The organism is Nocardia sp. CY15 (assembly GCF_009829295.1).
GTDB lineage: Bacteria > Actinomycetota > Actinomycetes > Mycobacteriales > Mycobacteriaceae > Nocardia > Nocardia sputi.
In genome coordinates this window covers 137,150-163,707 of the sequence record NZ_VUOT01000019.1, presented here as the reverse complement: position 1 = coordinate 163,707, position 26,558 = coordinate 137,150, and the positions used below count along the sequence as shown (strand labels likewise).

The window sequence follows — 26,558 nt, the reverse complement described above, 5'->3', positions numbered from 1 at the left end:
GATCGGCCACCACCACCGACCCCACACCCGTCACAAACCCGAAAACCCGATCACCAGGCACCAACCCCGACACACCCGCACCCACCTCCACCACCACACCAGCACCCTCCACACCCAACACAGCGTCGGGCTGCGGATACATGCCCAGGGCGATCAGGGCATCGCGGAAATTGAGACCGGCCGCCCGCAGGGCCACCCGGACCTCGCCGGGGGCCAGGGCCCGCAATGCCTCCGTCGTCTCGACCAGCGTCAGGTTGTCGCCGGTCAGGGTGCCCCTGCCATGGTGGGTCAGTGCCCACGCCGGAGCCCGCATCGCCACACTCGCGTTCCCGATGTCGTCGGCGGCCCGTCGCAGGCGCGGGACGTGCGCGATACCACGACGGACGGCGAACTGGGGTTCGGCGCTTGTAGTCATCGCGAGGCCGACACCGTGCCGGTAACCGGCCCAATCGTCGACGTCGACGAGGAGGATCCGGTCCGGATGCTCGCTCTGGGCGGTGCGCAGCAACCCCCACGCCGCACCCGCGGACAGATCCACCGGCTCGCCGGGATGCACCGCTACGGCCCGCCGGGTGACCACGACGATCGGGTCCTCCCGATCCAGCAGCCGCTGCACCCGCGTGGTCACCGCGGTCACCACATCACGTGCCACTCCCGGCAGAGCGCGGTCGGCGGCCTCATCGAGCCGGATCACCGTCGCCACCCGCCCCGCGATCGTCACTGTCTCGCCGTCCTCGGCTTCACCCCAGACCGCGTTGGCCGGGGCTGCATCTTCCGGCTCGGGCGACGCGACCCACTCCACCAGGTAGCCGAGTCCCTCGCTCCGCGGCCGGGAACGTCCGAGTGCCTCCACCGGGATCGGGCGCATAGTCAACGCGCCCACCTCGGCCACCGGCATGCCGGAGGTATCGGTGAGGGTCACCGCGATCCGAGGTCCTGCGCCCGTGGACCCGGACACAGCCGCGTGGACCCGCAGCGCGGTCGCTCCCGTCGCATACAACCTGACGTTCTCCCAGGAGAACGGCACCGCGACCGTCCCCTCCGGCGCGTCGGATGCGAGCCCACCAAGCAGAACCGAATGCAGCGCCGCGTCCAGCAGCGCCGGATGCAGTGCGAATTCGGCGATCCCGGCGCGGCCCGGTTCCGGCAGCGTCACTTCGGCGAAGACTTCGCCGTCACCGCGCCACAGGGCGGTCAGCCCCTGGAACACAGGGCCGTATTCGTAGCCACGCTCGGCCAGTTCCGCGTAAACACCGGCGATATCGACCGCGGCCACACCGGCCGGTGGGCGCACGGCCACGACCGAGGCCACAGCCGCATCCGTTTCGGCGGTGATCGTGGCGGCGGCGTGCCGGACCCACCGCGGTGAGTTCCCGTCCGAGATCCGGTCGGCCGGACCGCGCTCGGCGCGAGATGCGGCCTCCTCCGTTCGTGAGTACACCCACACCCGGCGGGTGCGTGACTCGTCCGGAGCGCCGGCCACCACCCGTAGCTCGACGGTCCCCGACGACGGCACCACCAGGGGCGCCTCGAGCACCAGTTCCGACAACCACATGCATTCGACCACCGCGCCGACATGCAGGACGAGTTCCACGAAGGCGGCGCCGGGAAGCAAGGCCACACCCGCGACAGCGTGATCGGACAGCCACGGATATGCCGCCCGCGACAGCCTGCCGGTGAACACCGCCTCGTCGGTGTCCGGCAACCGCACCATCGCCGCCAGCAACGGATGCGCCACCTCATCCAGGCCCGACTGCCGGATATCCGGCGCACCGCCGGGCACCAGCCAATGCCGCCTGTGCTCGAAGGCGTAACGCGGCAGATCCACCCGGGTCGCGACGGGCGCCAATACCGGCGCCGCCACGTCGATACCGGCACAATAGGCGCGCGCCAGCGCGAGCGAGAGCTGTTCCAGCCCCCCGTGTTCGCGTTTCAAGGTGCCGAGGACGGCCACACGGCCGGACCCGCCAAGGGCGTCCGCCGTCAGCTCGATCCCGACCGTCAGCACCGGGTGCGGGCTGACCTCGATGAAGGCGTTCACACCCGCGCGTTGCAGCGTTTCGACCGCCTCGGCGAACCGGACGGGCTCGCGCAGGCCGCGATACCAATAGGCGGCGTCCAGCATCGCGGTGTCGACGTAGTCCGCGGACACGGTCGAGAAGAACGGCACCGACCCGGGTACCGGCGCGACCGGAGCCAGCTCCGCCAGGACCCGATCGCGGATGGACTCCACCGCGGCCGAATGCGACGCGTAGTCCACCGGGATCCGTTTCGCCCACACGCCGTCGGTCGCGCAGGCCGCCAGGAATTCCTCCACGGCCGCCGTCTCCCCCGACACCACGGTTTGCCCCGGCCCGTTCACCGCCGCCACGGACAATCGGTCCCCGAACCGGGTCAACCGATCCGCGACCGCGTCCGCAGCCAACCCGACCGACACCATGCCGCCGGCTCCCGCCAGTTCCTCGGCCACGATCCGGGACCGGACGGCGACCACACGCGCACCGTCGGCGAGTGAAAGCCCGCCCGCGACCACGGCCGCCGCGATCTCACCCTGCGAGTGCCCCACGACCGCCGCGGGCTCCACCCCGCTCGCCCGCCACACTCGCGCCAGCGACACCAGCACCGCGAAAAGCGCGGGCTGCACCACATCCACCCGGTCCAACGATGCCGCGCCCGGCTCCCCCCGCAGCACCGAGGTCAACGACCAGTTCACGAACGGCGCCAGCGCCGCCTCGCATTCCGCGATCGAGCCGGCGAAAACCTGGTTCGCGGCGAGCAGTTCGGCGCCCATCGCAGGCCACTGGCTGCCCTGACCCGGGAACACGAACGCCACCCGCCGCGGCGCGGCCCGGCCGGTGACCACGAGATCGCTCTCGGCGGTCGCGGGTCCGGCCAAACTCGCGAGCCCGGACCGCAGATCATCGAGTTCGCGCCCGAGGACCGCGGCGCGATATTCCAGCTGCGCGCGGTGGCGCAGCAGTGTGTGCGCCACATCCGCCACGTTCACGTCGTCCCGCGCGGTCAGCCATTCGGTGAGCCGAACGGCCTGCGCTCGCAGGGCTGCCGGGGTGCGCGCGGATACGGTCCACGTCCGGACACCCCGATCACGATCACCCGGCTCGGCCGCGGGGCGGGGTCTTTCGGCCGGACCCGTCGGCGCCTCTTCCAGGATGAGGTGCGCGTTCGTCCCGCTCATCCCGAACGACGACACCCCGGCACGACGTACCCGGCCGCCGGCCGGCCAGGGCTCCGGCTCGCTCAACAGCCGCACCGAGCCCGCCGACCAGTCCACATGCGGGCTCGGCGCGGCGAGATGCAATGACTTCGGCAGGGTTTCGTGCCGCAACGCCTGCACCATCTTGATCACACCACCGACACCCGCGGCCGCGACGGCGTGACCGATATTGGATTTCACCGATCCGATGCGCAGCGGTTCCGCCCGCTCGGCGCCGTATGCGGCGATGAGCGCCTGCGCTTCGATCGGATCGCCCAGGGCGGTACCGGTGCCGTGCGCCTCGACCGCGTCCACATCCGTCGGCGTCAACCCCGCGTCGGCCAGCGCCGCCGCGATCACCCGTTCCTGCGACGGACCGTTCGGCGCGGTCAGGCCGTTGCTCGCACCGTCCTGGTTGATCGCGCTACCGCGCACGACCGCCAGTACCGGGTGCCCGAGGCGACGGGCGTCTGCGAGGCGTTCGACGACGAGCACGCCGACACCCTCGGACCAGGTCACGCCGTCGGCCGCGGCGGAGAACGGCTTGCACCGCGCATCCGCGGCCAAGCCCCGCTGGCGCGCGAAGTCGACGTACAGCGCCGGACTCGCCGAGATACTGACCCCACCGGCCAGCGCCAGGGAGGTCTCGCCCTGACGGAGTGCCTGACAGGCCAGATGGATGGCTACCAGCGAGGAGGAGCAGGCGGTATCGACCGTGACCGCCGGACCTTCCAGCCCGAAGGCGTAGGCCACGCGGCCGGAGATCACGCTGTGCGACGTCCCCGTCAGCCGGAAACCTTCGTACTCCCCCGTCACGCCCTCCGCGTAGCCCGAGGCGCAGGCGCCGACGTACACGCCGGTGTCCGTACCGCGTAGCGCGGCAGGGTCGAGGCCCGCGTCCTCCAGCGCCTCCCAGGCGACCTCCAGCATCAGCCGTTGCTGCGGATCCATCGCCGCCGCCTCACGCGGCCCGATCCCGAAGAACCCGGCGTCGAAATCCGCCGCGGCGGCCAGGAATCCGCCTTCCCGGATATAGACCGTGCCAGGCTCATCCGGATCGGGATGCAACAGCCGCTCCAGATCCCACCCCCGGTCCTCGGGAAACGGCGTGATCACGTCGCTTCCGGACGCGACGAGACGCCACATGTCCTCGGCCGACCCGACACCGCCGGGGAAACGGCAGCCGATCCCGACGATGGCGATCGGCTCGTCGGATCGAGCACGGCGCACGGTGCGCGGCCCGGCGAGATCCACCCCTTCGAGCCGGGCGCGCACCAGCCGCGCCACCGCGGTGGGCGTCGGGTAGTCGAACATCAGCGTCGCGGGCAGGGCCAGCCCGGTGGCAGTGACCAGCCGGTCGCGCAACTGAACTCCGCTCAGCGAGTCGAATCCGAACGCCGTGAACGGCAGATCGGCGGGAACGGCCTCGGCCGACTCGTAACCGAGTACCGCCGCGGCCTGCTCGGCGACGACTTTCAACACCAGCGCGTCGCGCTCCGGCTCCGGGACGGCGAACAGCCGCGGCGCCAGCGGCCCCTCCACCGCGGCACGCCTGCGGCGGGCGGGAACAACGGGCGCAGCCGCGGCCGCCGCCGACTGCGGCTCGTCCACCATCCGATCGACACTGCGAAGCCGCAGCGACCCGATCATGAGCACCGGGTCGCCGTCCGGGGACATTGCCGTCACGCGCATGGTGTCGTCACCGAGACGCTCGATCCGCACCCGTGCGGCGGCGACCCCGTTGCGGTACAGCCGAACGCCGCTGAACGACAACGGCATCGCGGTCCGGGTGGGCGAGTCGTCGGCCAGTAGATCCGTCGCGGCGTGCGCCATGGCGTCGAGCAGCGCGGGATGGATACCGAACCGGCCCTGATCGCCCACCGCCTCATCGAGCGACACCTCGGCGAACACTTCGCCGCCTCGCAGCCACGACGCCGTGACTCCCTGGAACGCCACGCCGTAGCCGAGCCCACGACCAGCCAGCCGGTCGTATAGTTCTTCGGCGGCCAACGGCTCGGCTCCGATGGGGGGCCACTCGACGCCCGGCGGGACGGGGAGCTCATCGCGGTCTCCGGCAAGCATCCCTTGCGCGCACCGCGACCATTCCACAGCGGCGTGGTCGTCCTCGGTGGCCGGGCGGGCGTGGACGGTGAACGCCCGCCGCCCGCTCTCGCCGGCCGCCGCCACGCGCAACTGGATCGCCCACGGCAGGTTAGCGGGCAGCGGCGTCTCGACCCGCAGTTCCTCGACCTCCGCGGCGCCCACCCAGACGCCCACGCTCAACGCGGCCTCGAGCCATACCGCCGCGGGGACCGCGGGCGCCCCGAAGACGACATGATCCGCCAGCCAGCGGTGTGTGTCGGGGGCCAGCAGCCCGGTGAACAGCCATTCGTCGCGCTCCGCCACCGCCACGGCGGCGCCCAGAATCGGATGGGCGGGCGCGATCAGCCCGGCGCGGCGCATATCCGCCGCACCCGCGCCGGAGCCGGCCTCCGGCGTCCAGCAACGGCGGCGCTGAAACGCGTAGACCGGCAGGTCCACTCGCGCGGCGGGCGGGGCCAACTCCGCCGCCAGCGCGTCGATACCCGCACAGTAGGCCCGGGCCCATGCCGCGGCGAACTCCTCGGGTCCACCGTGACCACGCCGCAGGGTCCCGCACACCGCCACCCGATCGGCCGCGCCCAGTGCCGCAGCCACCAGTTCGATCGCCGAGGCGACCACCGGATGCGGACTCGTCTCCACGAACGCGGTCATCTCCGCGCTCAGCAACGCCTCGATCGCCTCGGCGAAGCGCACCTGCTCGCGCAACCCGCGATACCAGTACGCCGCGTCCAGCCCGGCCGTGTCCACGAACTCGGCCGTCACCGTCGAGAGAAACGGAATATCGCCGGTTTTCGGCCGGATCGGAGCCAGATCGGCCAGCACCCGGCCGCGAATCCGTTCCACCGCCGCCGAGTGCGACGCATAGTCCACCGGAATACGTTTCGCCCAGATCCCCTCGGCCGCGCAATCGGCGAGGAATTGCTCGATCGCGTCGGCCGCCCCGGACACCACGGTCTGGCCGGGGGCATTCACCGCCGCCACCGACAACCGGCCACCGAAGGCCGCCAGCCGGTCCGCGACCGCGTCGCCAGGCAAGCCGACCGACGCCATACCGCCCGATCCCGCCAGCAGTTCCGCGACCGCGCGTGACCGCAAGGCCACCACGCGCGCCCCGTCCTCGAGCGACAATCCACCGGCCACCACCGCGGCGGCGATCTCGCCCTGGGAATGCCCCACCACGGCGGACGGTCGCACCCCGGCGGCCTGCCACCGCCGTGCCAGCGATACCAGCATCGCGAACAGGACCGGCTGCACCACATCCACGCGATCCAACGAGGCGGCGCCCGGTGTCCCCCGCAGCACCTCGGTCAACGACCAGTCCACGAACGGCGCCAGCGCCGCCTCGCAGTCCGCGATCGATGCCGCGAAGACCTCGTCCGACACCAGCAGTTCCGCGCCCATTCCCACCCATTGGCTGCCCTGGCCCGGGAACACGAACACCACCCGGCGCGCGGCGGCCCGGCCGGACATCACAGTTGGATCGCCGAGCGCCGGCGCCGGTTCGGTCAGGGCGGCGAGCCCTGCGCTCATCCGATCGGCGCCGGACCCCACGACCGCTGCCCGCCACTCCAACGGAGTCCGGGTATGGGCGAGCGAGTACGCCACCTCGGCGACACCGGCTTGCGGGCCGTCCGCCAGCCACTCGCGCAAACGAACAGCCTGCTCCCGCAAGGCTTCTCGGCTCCGAGCCGACAGAACCCACACTGCGGGCCGTGGCTCGCCGCTGGTGCCGGCCACCTCGACGGCAGCCGTGGCAGGCGCCTGCTCGAGGATTACGTGCGCGTTCGTTCCGCCCATGCCGAACGACGAGACACCGGCCCGGCGAGGCACATCGTCTGCCCATGGCTGCGTGCTGGTCTGCACCCGGAGCCTCAGGTCTTCCAGCGGGATCCGGGGATTGGGATTGCGGAAGTTCAAGCTGGGCGCCAGCTGTCCGTGCCGCAGGCACAGTGCGGTCTTGATCAAACCCGCGATTCCCGCGGCGCCTTCCAGATGCCCGATATTGGTTTTGACCGACCCCACGGCGAGCGGCTCACCCGCCGGACGGCCCGCCCCGTATGTTTCGCCCAGAGCTGCCGCCTCCACCGGGTCGCCCGCGGGCGTACCGGTGCCGTGCAGCTCCACGTACTGCACCGATGAGCCGTCGATCCGGGCCGCCGTCAGAGCGGCCCGGATGACGGCGGCCTGGGTAGCGGCGCTGGGTGCGCTCAACACCTGCCGCTCGTTGCCGTTGTTGACGGCGCTGCCGCGGATCACGGCGTAGATCCGGTGTCCCGCCGCGATCGCACGCGCCACCGGCTCGAGCACGATCATGCCGCCGCCTTCGCCGCGTACGGTGCCGTCGGCCCGGTCATCGAAGGTGTGGCATTTCCCCGTCGCCGAATGCGCGCCGAACTGTTCGTACCGTTCACCACTCAACGGAGACAGGATGAGATTCAACCCGCCTGCCACGGCCACATCGCAATCACCGGCGCGGACCGACTCGCAGGCCAGGTGCACCGCGACCAAGGACGAGGACTGCCCGCTGTCGACGACCAAGCTCGGTCCGGTGAACCCGTAGTAATTCGAGATTCGGTTAGCGGTAACTCCTCGACCGACCGCCCACAGCGAATGCCGACCGATGCTGGATTTTCCTCGTGACGCGACAATTTCGGCGAAATCGGTGCCGGTGCAACCCAAGAACACGCCTGCTCGCGTCCCCGCGCGGTCGCCGAATCCGGCGTCTTCCAACGCTTCCCAGCTCAGTTCGAGGCCGAGTAGCTGTTGGGGATCGAGCGAATGCGCTTCGTTCGGCGGCACGCCGAAGAAGTCGGCGTCGAATTCTGTTGCCGAATCGAGGAATCCCGCCGTCTCATCGATTCCGGGGCGGTCGGCGGGAGCCGATCCGACGGCATCGCGGCCCTCGCGCAGCAATCGCCAGAAGTGCTCGAGGTCGGAAGCTCCTGGCATCCTGCACGACATTCCGACAATGGCGATATCACTCGCTGGTTCAACCATGGGAATTCCTCTATCTCGCTTCTTCGATGCCAGGCGTCACGATCGTGCTCGACTCGGCGTCGCCGAGTTCGGCGAGCCAGTGCCGTATCTCGTCCGCCGCCGCGGACGACGCCGCTCCGATGATCGAGAAATGGTCCGCCTCGATTTCGACCGTCTTGCCGGCGTGCAGCCACGCGGGCGCCAGTTCGGCGATATCATCCAGCCCGGGCAGCGGTGTCGATGCCCGCAGATCGAACGTCGGCGCGGTGATCGACACGGGTTGCCGTTCGTCGAATATCTGCGCGTACTTCGCCATGGCGACCAAGCCATGATCACCGATCTCGGTGACCTCGTGGTCTAGGTCGAGCACGGAGCCGACCGCACTCGCGAGGACCCGATGGTTGTGCTCAGCATCGTCGGGCGAATAGGAGTCGAGCAAGATCACCCCCGCAGGCCCGCGCCCGCTCCGCTCGAGGCGATGTGCCAGCGCCTGCGCGATCACACCGCCCGCCGAATAGCCGACGAGAACGATCGGCTGCCGGTCGCCGACCTCTGCCACGGCCATCGCCAGACAGTCCAGCAACGCATCCCATGAGCCGGGCAGCGGTTCCCCAGGCTGGGTCCCGGGAAGGCGCAGCGCGGCAATCGTGCGGTCGGCACCGAGCTCGCGCGCCAGCCGACCGAACTGATGCGGTCCGGTACCGACCACGAACGACGGCACGCAGATCAGCGCGGGCCGGGATGTGCCCCTGCTCAATGGGATGAGAGTCGGCCGCACGAGCACCTCATCGGCGGTCGCGAACGTGTCGGCGAGCTTGGCGCTCTCCAGTAGCAGCGGTATCGCGGCGCCGACTCGACCGCGCCGGTGCGCTGCCAGAACCAGATCGGTGAGCGCACCCCGGATCCCGGAATCCATACGCGGCACGGTGTGTGTGCCCACCGTGGTGTGCATGGTTTCGGCTATCCGGGCGGAAAGATAGTCGGCCAGTGCCCGAGCGGTGGGGTGATCGAAGACAACGGCGGAAGGCAGCGACAAACCGGTGGACTTGGCGAGCCGGTTTCGGAACTCGACTCCCGCCAGCGAATCGAAACCCAACTCGGTGAACGGAGCCCCTGGATCGATCGCCTCGGCGGAGGCGTGCCCCAATACCGCGGCTGCCTGCTCACGCACCACCGCCAGCGCGACCTCATCGCGCTCGCCGACCGACGCCGACGCCAGCCGCCTCACCAGCGACCCGCTGTCCCCACGCGCGGGCTCCGGCACCGACACCAGCGAACTGAGCACCGTAGGCAGCACACCCATCTCCGCTTGCTCCGCCAATCCCGCCGCATCGAATTCGGCACCGACCACCAGGGCTGAGTCCGCGACCATTGCCGCGTCGAACATCGACAGCCCGGTCGCCTTGCCGAGCGGGCGAACGCCCAACCGCCGCAATCGCATCAATCCGGCCGCACCCAGGTCTCCGGTCATCCCGCTGCTCGCGTTCCACGGGCCCCAGGCCACCGACACACCCGGCATGCCCGCCGCCCGCCGGAGTTCAACCAGCGCGTCGGCGAACGCATTCGCCGCAGCGTAATTGCCTTGTCCCGGCGAACCGGTCACCCCGGCGACCGACGTGAACACTACGAACGCGGAGAGATCTGAATCGCCGGTCAATTCGTGCAACAACCACGCCCCGTCCGCTTTCGGACGGAACACCCGATCCACTTGCCCAGCGGTCAAGGTCTCGACGGTGCCGTCATCCACTACGCCCGCCGCATGGACGATTCCGGACAACGGGAATTCCGACGGGATTTCCGCCAGTACCGCCTCGAGGCCATCCCGATCCGCCACATCGCACGCCGCCACGTCGATCACAGCGTCAAGCGCCGACAGCTCCGCGACCAACTCTGCTACGCCCTCGGCGTCGCGGCCCCGCCGCGATACCAGCAACATCCGGCGCACTCCGTGTTCTGTCACCAAATGCCGCGCCACGAGCGCACCCAACCCGCCGGTGCCCCCGGTCACCATCACCGTCCCCGCCCCGAACGACATGCCGGCCGGAACCGGCTGTGTCGAGGCGCGACCGCTCGTATCGCTGAGTGCTGACCGCCGGCGCAACCGCGGCGCCAGCAAGCGAGCATTTCGTACCGCCACTTGGGGCTCTCTGGTGGCCATGACCGCCGACACCATCCCGGCGTCGATCTCGCTGTCGCGATCGAGGAGCACGATTCGGCCAGGGTGCTCCGCTTGCGCGCTGCGCAGCAACCCCGCCGCCGCCGCGGAGACCAGATCGGGCGACTCCCCTGACAGGCCTGACGCGTTCCGCGTCACCACGATCAGCCGTGTCTCGGCGAGCCGCGATTCCGACAGCCACGACCGCAGCAGCTCCAGGGTCTCTTGCACGATCCGCCGACTTGCCTGTGCGAGATTCCCGACGCCCGATTCGTCGCCGTCGATCACCCAGACGACTGATCCAGCACGGTCATCGGCAGCCGCCAGTTCGCGCACGCCGGCGAACCGATGATCGATCCCCGTCACGCTCCCGGCGCCGAGCACCGCCATCGATTCCACCGGCCCGGCAGGCCCTGGGGTCACCGGCACCCACTCGATGCCATACAGCGACGACGAATCACCACCCGGACGAATACGGTCCACTGTGCGCCGCTCGACGGGATGCACCACCACGGAGTCCGCGCTCACCACCAGTTCGCCGAACTCATCTACCACATCCATCCGAATCCGATGGCTGCCGAGCAGCGCGGCGCGAAGTCGGACCGGCCGAGAACCTGCCCGCGACAACCGCACACCGCTGAACGACACCGGCAACGGAACCCGGCCCGCGTGGACGTCCTCCATGATGAAGTCGACCCCAGGATGCAGGCACGCGTCGAACAACGCCGGATGGATCCCGAACCCTGTCGCCTGCCCAGCCGTCGCCTCGTCCAACGACACCTCGGCGAACATCTCCTCCCCTCGCCGCCACACCGTGCGCACACCACGGAACGCCGGACCGTATTCCATTCCCAAACTGGCGATCCGTCGATACAGAGCCTGCACATCGAGTTCCTCCGCACCCGCGGGCGGCCATACCGGCTCATCCCATTTCGACGCGGTGCCCGCTGTCGAGAGGGGAGCCAGCACACCGCGAGCGTGCGGTACCCACGCGTCGGCACCCTCGATTCGCTCGGCCCCGGAATAGATCGTGAAGCGTCGTCGCCCATCCGGGTCGGCCCCCCCGACGCCGACCTGCAGATCGACAGCGCGGTCCCCGATGCCCAGCGGAATGTCCAGCAGCAGTTCCTCGACGATTTCCACACCCAGCCGCGCACCAATCACCGATGCCAACTCCAGATATGTCGTCGCTGGCACCACCACGGTCCCGAACACGACATGATCGGCGATCCACCGATGACGGGCGTCCGACAGCTTTCCGGTGAACAGCCACTCGTCCTTGCCTGCCACCGGCACCGCATCGATCAGGATCGGATGCTCGACATTGCCCACCGCAATCGAACGGGGCGTGTCCAGCCAATAACGCTGACGCTGGAAGGCGTAGGACGGCAACGGAACTCGAGCAACAGAGCTGCCCGCGAACAACGACGCCCAGTCCACATCCATCCCGGCCATGTGAAGCTGAGCCAGAAACGTCACGAACCAGGCCGCCTCGTCGAACCCGCGCCGACCCGCCGGTGACACCAGCCATCCGGCCGTGCCATCGCCGTCGTCGCTCAGGCATTGGTGGGTCATGGCCGTCAGCACAGCGTCGGGTCCTACTTCGAGGATTCGGCGAACACCCAGGTCGGCGAGCGACCGGATTGCGGGTGCGAACCGCACCGCGGCACGAACCTGTCCGACCCAGTACGCGGAATCGGTGTACGCGTCGCCCACGGCGCCGGTCGTATTCGACACGATCGGCAGCAGCGGCTCCCGGTAGGTCATCTTGTCGGCGACCGCGCTGAACTCGGCCAGCATCGGGTCCATGCGCGCGGAATGAAACGCATGGCTCGTCCGCAACCGCGACGTCTTGACTCCCTCGTCGGACAACCGCCACTGTGCCTCCGCTACGGCGTCCGCGTCACCGGACAACACCACCGAGGACGGACCGTTCACGGCCGCCACCGACAACCGATCCCCATATGCCGCCGCGATCTCGACGGCGCGCTGCTCGGTTACGGCTGCTGCGAGCATTGCGCCGCCCTCCGGCAACGCCCCCATCAACCGACCCCGCGCCGCCACCAACACACACGCATCCGCAAGCGACCACACCCCCGCCACATACGCCGCCACCAGCTCACCGATCGAATGCCCAACCAACACATCCGGAGCGATCCCGAACGACTCCACCAACCGGAACAACGCCACCTCGAACGCGAACAACGCCGGCTGCGTGAACTCCGTCCGATCCAACACCCCCACCGGATCAGCGAACATCACTTCCCGCAGCGACCTGCCCAACAGCGGATCGAACTCCGCACACACCTCATCCAATGCCGCCGCGAAAACCGGAAATGCCCGATAGAGTCCCGCCCCCATCCCCACCCGCTGTGCACCCTGACCCGTGAAAAGAAACGCTGTTCGACCTTTGACCGGCACACCGGACACCACCGACGACGACACCGACCCTGACGCCAGATCCGCCAACCCGGCCAGCAACTGCTCCCGATCGCGGCCGACCACCGCGCCACGCCAGTCCAACTGCGCACGTGTGCCGACCAACGAACGCGCGACGGCGCGCGCATCAGCATCAGGACGCTCGATCAGCCAGGTCCGCAACCGAGCCGCCTGGGCCCGCAAGGCTGCCTCGGATTTCGCCGACACCAGCCAGGCCACCGGATCATCAGCCGCGGGCGCGGGGGCCTCTGGCGACGACTCTTCCTGCCGCGCGAGCGTCGGCGCTTCCTCCAAGATCACGTGCGCATTGGTGCCACTGATCCCGAACGACGACACCCCCGCCCGGCGCACCCGCTTCCCCGCAGGCCAGGGTTCCGCCGCGGTCAGCACCCGCACCGACCCCGCCGACCAATCCACATGTGGCGAGAGCGCATCCACATGCAACGTCTTCGGCAACATCTCATGCCGCAACGCCTGCACGACCTTGATCACGCCCCCGACACCCGAAGCCGCGACCGTGTGCCCGATGTTCGACTTCAACGACCCGATCCTCAGCGGCTCCGCACGCCCTTGCCCGTACGCGGAGATCAATGCCTGCGCCTCGATCGGATCACCCAGCGGCGTGCCTGTGCCGTGCGCCTCCACCGCGTCCACATCAGTCGGATCCAGCCCAGCCGCCGCCAGTGCCGCCGCGATCACACGCTCCTGCGACGGACCGTTCGGCGCGGTCAAACCGTTGCTGGCACCGTCCTGATTCACCGCCGAACCTCGAACAACAGCCAGCACATCATGATTCAACCGCCGCGCATCCGACAACCGCTCCAACACCAGCACACCCACACCCTCGGCCCACCCCACACCGTCCGCCGAGGCCGCGAACGCTTTGCACCGCCCATCGGGCGACAAACCCCTCTGGCGCGCAAAGTCCACGTACAGCTCCGGGCTACCCGAGATCGAGACACCGGCTGCCAGCGCAAGCGACGTCTCACCCTGGCGTAGCGCCTGGGCCGCCAGATGCAGCGCCACCAGTGAGGACGAGCATGCGGTGTCCACCGTCATCGCCGGTCCCTGCAAGCCGAACACGTAGGCGACACGGCCGGAGATCACGCTGTCCGAATTGCCGGTCATCCGAAAACCTTCGTGTTCGCCGACCACCCGCTCGACATACCCGGACGGAGTCGCACCGACGAACACACCGGTATCGCCGCCGCGCAGCGATACCGGATCGATACCCGCGTCTTCCAAGGCCTCCCATGCGGCCTCCAGCATCAGCCGCTGCTGCGGATCCATTGCCCTCGCCTCGCGGGGGCTGATGCCGAAGAAACCGGCGTCGAAAGCGCCCGCGTCGGTCAAGAATCCGCCTTCCCGGACGTACGTGGTTCCGGGCTTGTCCGGGTCCGGGTGGAACAGCCGCTCGAGGTCCCAGCCCCGGTCCGAGGGGAATGGTGTGATCGCATCCCTGCCGGACGCCACCAAATCCCACAGCTGGTCCGCGGATCCGACGCCGCCGGGATAACGACAGCTCATCCCGACGATGGCGATCGGCTCGTCGGTCCGTACTCGGCGCACGATCTTCGTCGTGCGTCGTTCGGCGCCGGGCGAGTTCCCGAGCTTGGAGACAATGAACGTCGCCACGGCCTTGGCAGTTGGATAGTCGAAGACAAGGGTGGACGGCAGTTGCAATCCCGTGGCCTTCGCGAGCCGATTACGGAACTCGACACCGGCCAACGAGTCGAAACCCAGTTCCGTGAACGGAATCTCCGCACTGATCATGTCCCCCGACTCGTGTCCGAGGCTGGCGGCGACGTGATTCCGAACAACGCCGAGCACGACGTCCGCGCGGTCGGAGTCGGGTGTGACAGCCAGCCGCTGCGCCAACGACGTCACGCTTGCGGACCGTTGCGGCACGGTGACCAGGGAGCTGAGCGTTCTGGGCAGTGCTCCGGAGGCCGCCTGTACGGTGAGTGCCGCCGTGTCGAAACGCACGCCCACAATCGTCGAGAGACCGGCGGACACGGCGGTTTCGAGCAGCGACATCCCGTAGGAGTCGTCGAGGGGGATCAGACCTTCCCGTCGAATTCGCGCGAAGTCCGCCTCCGTGAGGGTGCTCGTCATACCGCTGGTACCGCGCCAGGGCCCCCACGCAACGGAGGTCGCGGGCAGACCGATGCGGTGCCGATGCTGGGCCAGGGCGTCGAGGAATGTGTTCGCCGCCGCGTAGTTGGCCTGGCCCGGGCTCCCGATCGTGCCCGCGATCGAGGAGTAGAGCACGAACATCGACAGATCGAGATCCTTCGTGGCCTCGTGCAGATTCCATGCCGCGTCGACCTTGGGCCGCAACACTGTCGCCAACTGCCGCGGGGTCAGGTCGGCGAGCAGACCGTCGGCCAGTACGCCCGCTGCGTGGACAACGCCGGTCAGCGGATACTCCGCCGGGATCGCCGACAGCAGCCCGTCGAGCGCCACCCGGTCGGCCACGTCGCAGACGACTACGTCCACCTGTGCGCCGAGCGCGGTCAGTTCGGCCGCGAGATCGGCGATACCTGGCGCGGTCAGGCCGCGCCTACCTGCCAGCAGCAGCCTCCGCACGCCGTGCTCGACGACAAGATGCCGAGCCGCCACCGCCCCAAGCCCGCCGGTGCCGCCGGTGATCAACACCGTGCCATCGGACCGGACCCACGACGCGATGGTGGGTTCGTTTTTGCCGGTGTCTCGACCGCGACGGCTCAACCGCGGCGCATACGGCACGCCACCGCGCAGTGCCACCTGAGATTCGTCCGTGATGCCCAGAGCCGCGACGACGCCGTCGCGGTAGTCGTCCCAGAGGTCCACGTCGACGATCGTGATCCGGCCAGGGTTCTCGTTCTGGCCGCTCCGCAGCAGACCCCACACTGCCGCGCCGGCAAGATCCACCGGTTCACCGGCGTTGACAGCGACCGCATGCCTGGTCACCACGACGACCGATTCGTGCCGTGCCAGGAGTTCGGTCACCCGCGCCGCCGCATCGACAAGCCGGTCGTGAACCGAACCCGGCACGTCCGCATCCGCAGGAATGCCCTCGAGTCGGATGACGGCAAGCGACCTACCGCCGACCGTCACTGTCTCGCACTCGTCGGTGCTCACCCATTGCTCATCCGCTGTTCGATCGCCCGTGCCGAAATCACCGCGCTTCGGCACGGGCAACGAGACCCAGCGGAGTTGGTAGATCTCGCGGCCCGCGACGGCAGCACCAGAAGCGCCCAGCGTCCCGATCGGGATCGGACGCATGGTCAATGCCGAGACGTGACAGACCGGCACGCCGCCGGAGTCGGTGAGCGTCGCCGTGATCCGCTGATTGTCGTCTCCGGGAGAGCTCGACTCGGCCGCGGCCAACCGGACCCGCACCGACCTGGCTCCGACGGCGTGCATATCCACGTTCTCCCACGAATAGGGCACACGGATCTCGCCCGCACCGGGCGGCTCGATCAATCCGGATACGGCTACCGCATGCAGTGCCGCATCCAACAGCGCCGGGTGTATCCCGAACCGGTCCGACAAGTGCTCCAGCTCCGGTAGATTCGCCTCCGCGAACACCTCGTCGCCACGCCGCCACAGCGCGGTCAATCCTTGGAACCACGGCCCGTGCGCGTAGCCGCGTGCGGCCAGATCCGTGTAGATATCGCCGATATCCACCGGCAGGGCTCCGACCGGTGGCCAACTCTCCGTCATCACCGCCTGTCCGATCTCGGACGACGGTGATTGCGCGACAAGAGTTCCCGTCGCATGGCGAACCCACTCCGCCTGCCCCGGCCCGCTGTCACGTTGCGGGCGCGAATACACCGACACAACCCGTGCGCCCGCATCATCGTGCCCGGTCGCCATCACCCGCAGCTCGACCGCGCCGTCCGGCGGCACGGCCAGTGGCGCAGTCACCACCAGATCGGCCAGTCGCGGACTATCGGTCATCGCCCCGACGTGCAGCGCCAACTCGACGAACGCCGTACCGGGCAGCAGCACCGTCCCGCCGATCACGTGATCGGCCACCCACGGCTGACTCGACAACGACAACCGGCCCGTCAGCACGACCCCCGCGGAGTCCGGCAGCCAGACGGCCGCACTCAACAGCGGATGCTCCACGACATCCAGGCCCGAGGCCCGGACATCTCCCGCGCCTACGGCATCCAGCCAAAAACGTTGACGCTGAAAGGCATACGTTGGCAACGAGACCCGCATCGCATCCCGGCCTGCGAACAACGGCGCCCAGTCCACGTCTATCCCCGCGTTGTGTGCGTGCGCCAGGAATGCCAGGAAGTGCGTCACCTCATCGATACCGCGCCGGCTCGCCGCCGCCACGACGGACCGGGACCCGACCTCCTCGGGCAGGCACTGCCGGGTCATCGCTGTCAGCACCGCATCGGGGCCGACCTCGAAGAACTTTCGGACACCCAGGTCCACCAGCGTGTCGACCCCCGGCGCGTAGCGGACGGTGTCGCGGACGTGACCGGCCCAGTACAGGGAGTCGGCGAGCGCCTCGCCTCCGACGACACCGAACACGTTCGACACCACCGGCAACAGCGGGCTCCCGTACTCCAGGCCGGCGGCCATCGCCTCGAATTCCGGCAGCATCGGTTCCATCAATGCCGAGTGGAACGCGTGGCTGACCCGCAGCCGCGACGTCTTGATCCCCTCCCCGGCCAGCGCTGTTTCCAGCTCGGCGACGGCCGCTTCGGTACCGGAGATCACGATCGCCGCGGGCCCGTTCACCGCCGCGATAGACAGTCGGCCGCGATGTCCGGCGATGGCGGCGGCGGCCCGCTCCTCGGAGATCGCGGCGGCCAGCATGGCGCCCCCGGCCGGCAACGCGCCCATCAGCCTGCCGCGCGCGGCCACCACAGCGCACGCGTGGGCGGCCGACCACATCCCCGCCACATACGCGGCGACCAGTTCCCCGATCGAGTGCCCGATGAGCACATCCGGGGTGATCCCGAAGGACTCGATCAGCCGCACCATCGCCCCCTCGTAGGCGAACAACGCGGGCTGGGTGTACTCCGTGCGGTGCAGGAGATCCACGCCCGCGGCACCGAAGACGATGTCCTTCAGCGATATTCCGGGCGCCGGGAATTCCAGCAGGCCGTCGAACTCGGCGCACAGTTCGTCGAACGCCGACGCGAAGACCGGGAACGCCGCGTACAGCCCGGCGCCCATACCGACCCGCTGCGCCCCCTGCCCGGTGAACAAGAACGCGATCCTCCCGCCGACGGGGCGGCCCTCGGCCACTCCCGGCGACGCCGCACCGATCGCCAGATCCGCCAGCCCGGCCAGCATCGCCTCGCGGTCACCCGCGACCACCGCCGCGCGCCGATCGAATCGGGCCCGCGTCGTCAGTAGCGAATGGGCCACGTCCACCGGGTCGGCGTCGGGCCGGGCCTCGATCCACTCGTGCAATCGAGCCGCTTGTGCTCGCAGCCCCGTCTCGGTTTTCGCCGAAATCAGCAGTGGAATCCCCGGCGCGGCGGGCGGCGTGCCGACCGATTTCCGCGCCGACGCGCTCTGCGGGGCCGAAGGCGCTTCCTCCACGATGACATGGGCATTCGTGCCACTGATCCCGAACGCGGACACACCGGCCCGACGCACTCGCTCGACCGAGCCCGACCAGGGCCGCTGTTCGGTCAGCAACCGCACTGCCCCCGCCGACCAGTCCACGTGCGGCGATGGAGCGTCCACATGCAACGTCTTCGGCAGCATCTCGTGCCGCAACGCCTGCACCATCTTGATCACGCCACCGATGCCGGCGGCGGCCTGGGCATGCCCGATATTCGACTTCAACGACCCCACCCACAGCGGCTCGGTACGGCCCTGCCCGTAGGCGGCCATCAGCGCCTGCGCTTCGATCGGGTCACCCAGCGGTGTGCCCGTGCCGTGGGCCTCCACGGCGTCCACGTCCTCGGGAGCCAGCCCGGCGCCGGCCAGCGCCGCCGCGATCACCCGTTCCTGCGACGGACCGTTCGGGGCGGTGAGACCGTTCGACGCCCCGTCTTGATTCACCGCCGAACCCCGGATGACCGCGAGCACGTCGTGACCCAGCCGGCGCGCGTCCGACAGCCGCTCCAGCACCAGCACACCCACGCCTTCGGCCCAGCCGACACCATCGGCGGAAGCCGAGAAGGCCTTGCACCGTCCGTCCCGCGAAAGCCCACGCTGCCGCGAGAACTCGACGAACATGAACGGTGTCGACATCACCTGGGCGCCACTGGCCAGCACCAGCGAACTCTCCCCTTGGCGCAGCGCCTGACAAGCCAGATGGATAGCCACCAGCGAGGAGGAGCAGGCGGTGTCGACCGTGACGGCTGGGCCCTCGAATCCGAATGTGTAGGCCACGCGACCGGACAGCACGCTACTCGTCGACCCGGTACCGATATAGCCTTCGGTCACCGGACCCGCGGCCTTGGCGATCTCCTCGTAGTCCTGATACGAGACCCCGGTGAACACGCCGGTGTCACTGCCCCGCAGTGACGACGGATCGATACCGGCGTGCTCCAGGGCTTCCCACGAAGCCTCCAGCAGCAACCGTTGCTGTGGATCCATCGCGGCCGCCTCGCGCGGACCGATCCCGAAGAAGCCCGCGTCGAAATCCGCCATGCCGGAGAGGAACCCACCTCGGTCCAGATAGGAGGTTCCCGGGTGGTCGGGGTCGGGATCGAACAGCCGCTCGAGATCCCAGCCGCGATCGGCGGGGAACTCGCCGATCGCGTCCGCGCCGGAAGCCACCAGCTCCCACAGGCCATCCGGCGAGGCGATACCGCCCGGATACCGGCAGCTCATCCCGACGATCGCGATCGGCTCATCGGTCCGGATCCGGCGCGCCATCCGCGCGGGCCGCCCCGCCTCGGTCTCCGTCGCCTCGCCCACCCGCGAGTGCACGAATGCCGCCACCGCCGCGGCGGTCGGGTGATCGAAGACCAGCGTCGAGGGCAGTTGTAGGCCGGTGGCCGCGGCCAGCCGGTTGCGGAACTCGACCCCCGCCAGAGAGTCGAACCCGATCTCGCTGAACGGCGCGGTGGGGTCGATGGCATCGCCGGAGATGTGCCCGAGCACGCCTGCGACCTGCTCGCGTACGACGTCCAGCACAATTGCCGCGCGCTCCGGCGCCGGGGCCGCGGCCAGCCGGCGCGCCAACGTCGCGCCCGTGTCGGCCACCCGCCGCACCGGCACCGGGACGATCGAGTGCAGTATTCGCGGCAGGGCGCCTTCGCGCGCTTGGACTGCCAGGGCCTCGGTGTCGAACTCGGTCGCGACGACGACGGGCACCGGCGCGGCAACCGCGCGATCGAACAACTCCAAACCATCGGCCGTCTCCAGCGGCCGCACGCCCAGCCGGCCCATCCGTGCCAGCGCAGCGTCCTCCAGGCCGCTGGTCATGCCGCTGCTCTGGTTCCACGATCCCCACGCGATCGATACCGCGGGCAGGCCCGACGCCCGGCGCTCGGACGCAAGCGCGTCCAGAAACGCGTTCGCCGCGGCGTAGTTGCCTTGGCCGGGCGCGCCAACCACACCGGCGACGGACGAGAACAGGACGAAGGCGGAGAGTTCCCGATCACAGGTCAGCTCGTGTAGATGCCATGCGGCGTCCGCCTTCGACGCCAGCACCCGGTCGAGCCGGTCGGCGGACATGTTCTCGATGGTGGCGTCGTCCAGAACGCCCGCGGAATGGATCACCGCACTCGGCGCGAAGTCGCCGGGCAGTTCGGCGAGCAGCGCCTCCAGCGCGGCACGGTCGCTGACATCGCAGGCCGCCACCCGCACCTGCGCGCCCGCATCAGTGAGTTCGCTGACCAGCGCGGCCACCCCGTCTGCGCGGTCACCCCGGCGTGACACCAGCACCAGGCGTCGCACACCGTGCGCCGCGACGACGTGGCGGGCGACCTCGGCCCCCAGACCGCTTGTGCCACCGGTGATCAGAACCGCGCCTGCTCCGAACACCTCGGCCTCGACCGTCACCGCCGCGTGCTGTCTGCGCAGCCGCGGGACCCGCAGCGCACCGCCGCGCCAGGCCAGCCGCGGCTCGTCCGAGCCCGCCGCCGCTGTGATGGCCTCGATCGTCGGATCCTGCCCCGTGGCAGCGTCGAGCAGCACGAACCGGCCCGGATATTCGGCCTGGGCACTGCGGACCAGCCCGCCCACCGCGGCACCCGCCACGTCCGAAGTTTCACCCGGCAACTCGAGGGAGTCTCTGGTCAGGATCACCAGCCGGGTATCGCGCAGGCGTTCCTCGGCTTGCCACGCCTGCAACAACTCCAGCGCCGACCGCACCCAGAGATGTGTCCGTGAAGGCGTATCGCCGACGACCCGACCGTCCCCGCCCGGCGACCAGACGGCGATCTCGGGCGGCGTGTGGTCGCCGAGAAGATCGGCCGGTTCCGCAACGCGGCGAGCGGTTCCTGCGACACGCGCGTCACCGAGCAGCGCGACCGTCGCGGCCATCCCGCCCGCGACCGCGGGCACCTGCACCCATTCGAGATCCGACAGGGATGCACGGCGACGGGTTCCACGGTCGAGCGCCTTGGCATCCACGGGGCGCGCGGTGAGCGCTTCGATGCTCAGCACGGGCGCACCGGTGTCGTCGAGGGCGGCCACCCGGATTCGTCCGGCTCCGGACCGTTCCAGACGCACTCGTACGGCGGTCGCCCCGCCGCGGTACAGCCGCACCCCGGCGAACGAGAACGGCAGCGGCAGCCTGCCTGCGGGCATTTCCTGCGCGAGCTCGGTGATCGCGGCATGGAATGAGGCGTCCAGCAGGGCGGGATGGATCCCGAAAGCCGGTGCGGGCTCGCCGGATGCGGCCGGGACCGCCACTTCGGCGAACACGTCTTCGCCGTCGCGCCAAGCCGACGTCACGCCCTGGAACATCGGACCGTAATCGAACCCCAGGTGCGCCAACTGGTCGTACAGGCTGTCGACCGGCACCGGTTCGGCCTCCGTCGGCGGCCATTGCGCACCCTCCGCCGAGATCGGCCATGCCGATTCGACCCACGCAGGCACACGCTCCGCTGCGGGGGCGAGGACTCCGTTGGCATGCGGCACCCACTCCCCCGCATCCGCATCTCCGTTCCCGACCGCGCGTGAATGGATAACGAACCGGCGCGCACCCGCCTCGTCGGCGGGTCCGGCGGTCAACTGGATATCGATCGCGGCGTCGTCGGTGAGCGGCAGCGGCGCTGCCAGCAACAGTTCGTCGACGAACTCGGTGCCGAGCCGGGCACCAGCGGTCAGCGCCATTTCCACGAAGGCGGTGCCCGGTAGCAGCACCGACCCGAAGGCGACGTGGTCGGCCAGCCACGGGTGCGTCCGCAACGACAGTCGGCCGGTGAACAGCCATTCGTCCCGCCCCGCCAACGGCACGGCGCCGGTGAGCATCGGATGGTCCGATGAGTTGAGCGACGCCTCGATCCCGAGTGGTTCCAACCAGTACCGCTGGCGTTGGAACGCATACGTAGGCAACGACACGCGGGCCGGTGTCCGGCCCGCGAACAGCGGGCGCCAGTCGACCTCGACACCGGCGATGTGGGCTTGCGCGAGCATAGTGACGTATTGCGTCACCTCGTCGGCCGAACGACGGGACGCTGCGGCCACGATCGATTCGGCCTCGGCCTCGGGGTGTCCGGCCAGGCATCGCCGTGCCGTCGCCGCCAGCACCGCGTCGGGGCCGACCTCGACGAAGCGGCGGACCCCGGCGGCCACCAGAGCGTCCACCCCCGGCGCGAACCGTACGCAACCGCGCAGTTGCTCGACCCAGTAGTCCGGATCGATGAGCGTGTCTTCCGCGAACACGCCAGAGACATTGGACACCACAGCGACCGTGGCCTTCCGGTACGTCAATCGCTGCGCGATGGCGCGGAATTCGGCCAGCATCGGATCCATCCGCGCGGAATGGAACGCATGGCTGACGCGCAGCCGTGAGGTCTTGACCCCCTCCTCGGACAGCTGGCGCTCGACCTGCCCGACGGCGTCCTCGTCGCCGGAGAACACCACCGACAACGGACCGTTCACGGCCGCCACCGACAACCGGTCCCCTAAGTCAGCCGTGATCTCGACGGCTCGCTGTTCGGTCACCGCCGCGGCGAGCATGGCGCCGCCTTCGGGCAGCGCCCCCATCAGCCGCCCCCGCGCCGCCACCAACGCACACGCGTCAGCCGTCGACCACACACCCGCGACATACGCCGCGACCAACTCACCGATCGAATGGCCGATCAGCACATCCGGGACGACTCCGAACGACTCCATGAGCCGGAACAACGCCACTTCGTAGGCGAACAGCGCAGGCTGGGTGTACTCGGTGCGGTGTAACAGATCCTCGCCCGCCGCCCCCAGAACAGCGTCCTTCAACGAAATCCCGGACCCCAGCGCGCGATCGAACTCGGCACACAATTCGTCGAACGCCGCCGCGAACACCGGGAACGCCGCGTACAACTCCGCCCCCATACCGACACGCTGCGCACCCTGACCGGTGAACATGAACGCCGTCTTCCCCGGTCCCGCCACACCTTCGAGCACGCCGCCGGAGGCACCGGTCGCCAGGTCCGCCAACCCGGCCAGCAAGTGCTCCCGATCGCGGCCGACGACGACGGCGCGCCGGTTCCAGTGCGCCCTCGTCTCTATCAGCGCGGCCGCCACGCTCCACGAGTCGGCCTCCGGATGCTCGAGCAGCCACCCGTGCAATCGCTGCGCCTGGGCACGAAGCGCCTCGTCGGTTTTCGCCGACACCAGTAACGGAACGACGTTTGCGGCGCAGGCTGGGCCGCCGTCGCTGTCCGCCGTGCCGTCGTCGGAGACCGCTGGGCCAGGTGCTTCCTCCACGATGACGTGCGCGTTCGTCCCACTGATCCCGAACGACGACACACCCGCCCGACGCACCCGCTCCCCCGCGGGCCAGGGCTCCGCCTCGGTCAACAACCGCACCGAACCCGCCGACCAATCCACATGCGGCGACGGAGCGTCCACATGCAGCGTCTTCGGCAACATCCCGTGCCGCAGCGCCTGCACCATCTTGATCACACCGCCCACACCGGCCGCTGCCTGCGAATGGCCGATATTCGATTTCAGGGAACCGATCCGCAAAGGTTCGTCCCGCTGCTGTCCGTAAGCGGCGATGAGCGCCTGCGCCTCGATCGGATCACCCAGTGACGTCCCCGTCCCGTGCGCCTCCACAACGTCCACATCCGCCGCGGCCAACCCCGCGGCCGCCAGTGCCGCCGCGATCACACGTTCCTGCGACGGACCATTGGGAGCGGTCAAACCATTGCTCGCCCCATCCTGATTCAGCGCCGAACCCCGGATCACCGCCAGCACCTCGTGACCCGACCGCCGGGCATCCGACAAACGCTCCAGCACCAGCACACCCACGCCCTCGGCCCAGCCCACCCCGTCGGCCGAGGCCGCGAACGCCTTACAGCGACCGTCTCGCGACAACCCCCGCTGCCGGGAGAACTCGATGAACAGGAACGGCGTCGACATCACCGTGACACCGCCGGCCAGCACGAGCGACGTCTCACCACGACGCAACGCCTGGCAGGCCAGGTGGATGGCCACCAGCGACGACGAGCACGCTGTGTCCACCGACACGGCGGGGCCTTCCAGCCCCAGCGTGTAGGCCACCCGGCCGGACACCACGCTGCCCGTCGAACCGATACCCGCATAGCCCTCCGCGGTCGGTCCGGCTGCCCTGGCGGTGTGCTCGTAGTCCTCGTACATCACACCGGCGAACACGCCGGTATCGGTGCCACGCAGGGAGGTCGGGGCGATACCGGCGTTCTCCAAGGCCTCCCAGGAAGCCTCCAGCAGCAGCCGCTGTTGCGGGTCCGTCGCCGCCGCTTCCCGAGGTCCGATGCCGAAGAAACCCGCATCGAAATCACCGGCATTACGCAGGAAGCCGCCCTCTCGCGTGTACACCTTTCCGAACCGGTCCGGGTCCGGGTCGAACAGCCCCTCGAGGTCCCAGCCCCGGTCCGGCGGGAACTCGCCGACGGCGTCCACCTCCGCCGCGACCAGATCCCACAACTGCTCCGGCGACCCGACACCGCCCGGATAACGGCAGCTCATCCCGACGATCGCGATCGGCTCGTCGATCTTCTCCCGCAACCGGGTCAGGTCGTCGCGAGTCGTCATGAGCTCGACGGTGACCTTCTTCAAGTACTCCAACATGCGGTCGGACGAGTCACCAGCGCTTGAGTCCACGTTTCACATCCCGGGTATCGCAGGGTCGACAAAGAAACCCGGCGCGCGAACAGCGCGGCGCGGGTTGGTGAGAACTACCGCGTCATTCGGTCAGGTATCGGTGACGAAGTGGCCGGTCGAGGCGCAGGCGAGCAGCCCGATACCGCACACGCCAGGGCCGTGGCCCTGGGACCGGCTCGGAAGAAGAAGCCCGCATCGGCCGACGCGACCCGGGATCCGGCGGCGCCGGATCGCGCAGCGGCTCGGCGCCACCGGAGGCGGGGGGTACGAGGCCGCTCCGAACGCGGTGACTTCGGACGCCGGCCGCGCCCGGTGGATAGCGATCCGACCGGGCGATTCCGCAGGAGAATGTTTCGCGGCGGTTATCGAGACGGACATCTCGACGCTACCTGCACTGACGGGAAAGCCGACACTGTAGAGCGCTCTATGTACCACGACCTTTTATCAGTGGCGAGCGTGCAGTTTCCCATTGCTGAGAAGACGAAACCAAAGCTCATGCGCAATCTTTCTTCCGCGAGCAAAGTGACAGGACGATCGTCCAGTCGCGTGCTGACGATTAGCCTGCCAGCCGCTCCGGCTTCCCGCAAGTGATACGCATACCGCTCTTTGCTCGGCAGTTTCGGTGCGACTCCACCGAGCCGCCGAACGGCGAATCGGACCCGGTCTCACAGTGCGGAACGGACGGCGCGAACACTCGGCGCCGAACATCTTTACGCATTGTCATGCGAGAACGCATGCTTAAGTATGCTTATGAGCCTCATCAGCAAACCCCACCCGAGACCTACACTGCCGCTGCGGATCCCGCACAGACCCCGCACCGCAACCGCCCGAAGCACACGGGAACGACTCTGGAACCGCGCCGCTCAGGGCCGTAACAACGACGTTGCCGACAATCGACGCGGCCCCCGCTTCCGGCGAAAGGCTTCATGCTCGGTCCCCGCTGCATAATCTCCAATCGAATCCCCGCAGAACACCCCGACGGCATGGCAAGCGCGTACGCCCGTTACCGGAAACTATTGGTGAACAAAATATGCGGCCGAGGCCCGAATCGTTTAAGTGCGGCGAAGATTCTTTCGCGGCCACAATGGAAGAAGTCCCAGGTTGTGCGCACTACTTGCGCTTCGTCGGCACGCCTGCCTGGCATAGAGATATCGTTCAGCGTTGCGTGAACAAAAGTCTCAGTCGCCCTCGGCGGATGTCGCCCGAAGGGCGAACGGTGGCCACGGTGGGATTCGGCAACTGACGGAGGGCGTTCCGGCGACCGAGCGACAGCGGTCAGGTCAGCGCGCGTGACGCTGCTCCTGCCTGCCCGCAGGCAATCGTTCCTGTCTTCGCCGGGCCGTACGGCGGATCGTTGCCGCGGCGGCGGTGTGGCAGCACACAGACCGCTCCCGCCGTCGATATGGTCGCCAATGTCCATGGCTGTGCCGCGGCGTATACGAGCCGGGGGGCGAACCCGGC

2 protein-coding genes are annotated in these 26,558 nt (G+C 69.2%); both read right to left on the bottom strand.

Annotation, left to right across the window (positions count from 1 at the left end):
- Window positions 1-8,266 (bottom strand): type I polyketide synthase (locus tag GVY39_RS20865; protein ID WP_159926906.1); only part of this gene is annotated, 8,266 nt, incomplete at its 3' end.
- A gap of 58 nt (window positions 8,267-8,324) precedes the next feature.
- Window positions 8,325-25,064 carry a type I polyketide synthase gene (locus tag GVY39_RS20860; RefSeq protein ID WP_159927093.1) on the bottom strand — a complete coding sequence of 5,580 codons (16,740 nt, stop codon included), beginning with the start codon at window positions 25,062-25,064 and terminating at the stop codon, window positions 8,325-8,327.
- Window positions 25,065-26,558 lie beyond the last annotated feature (1,494 nt).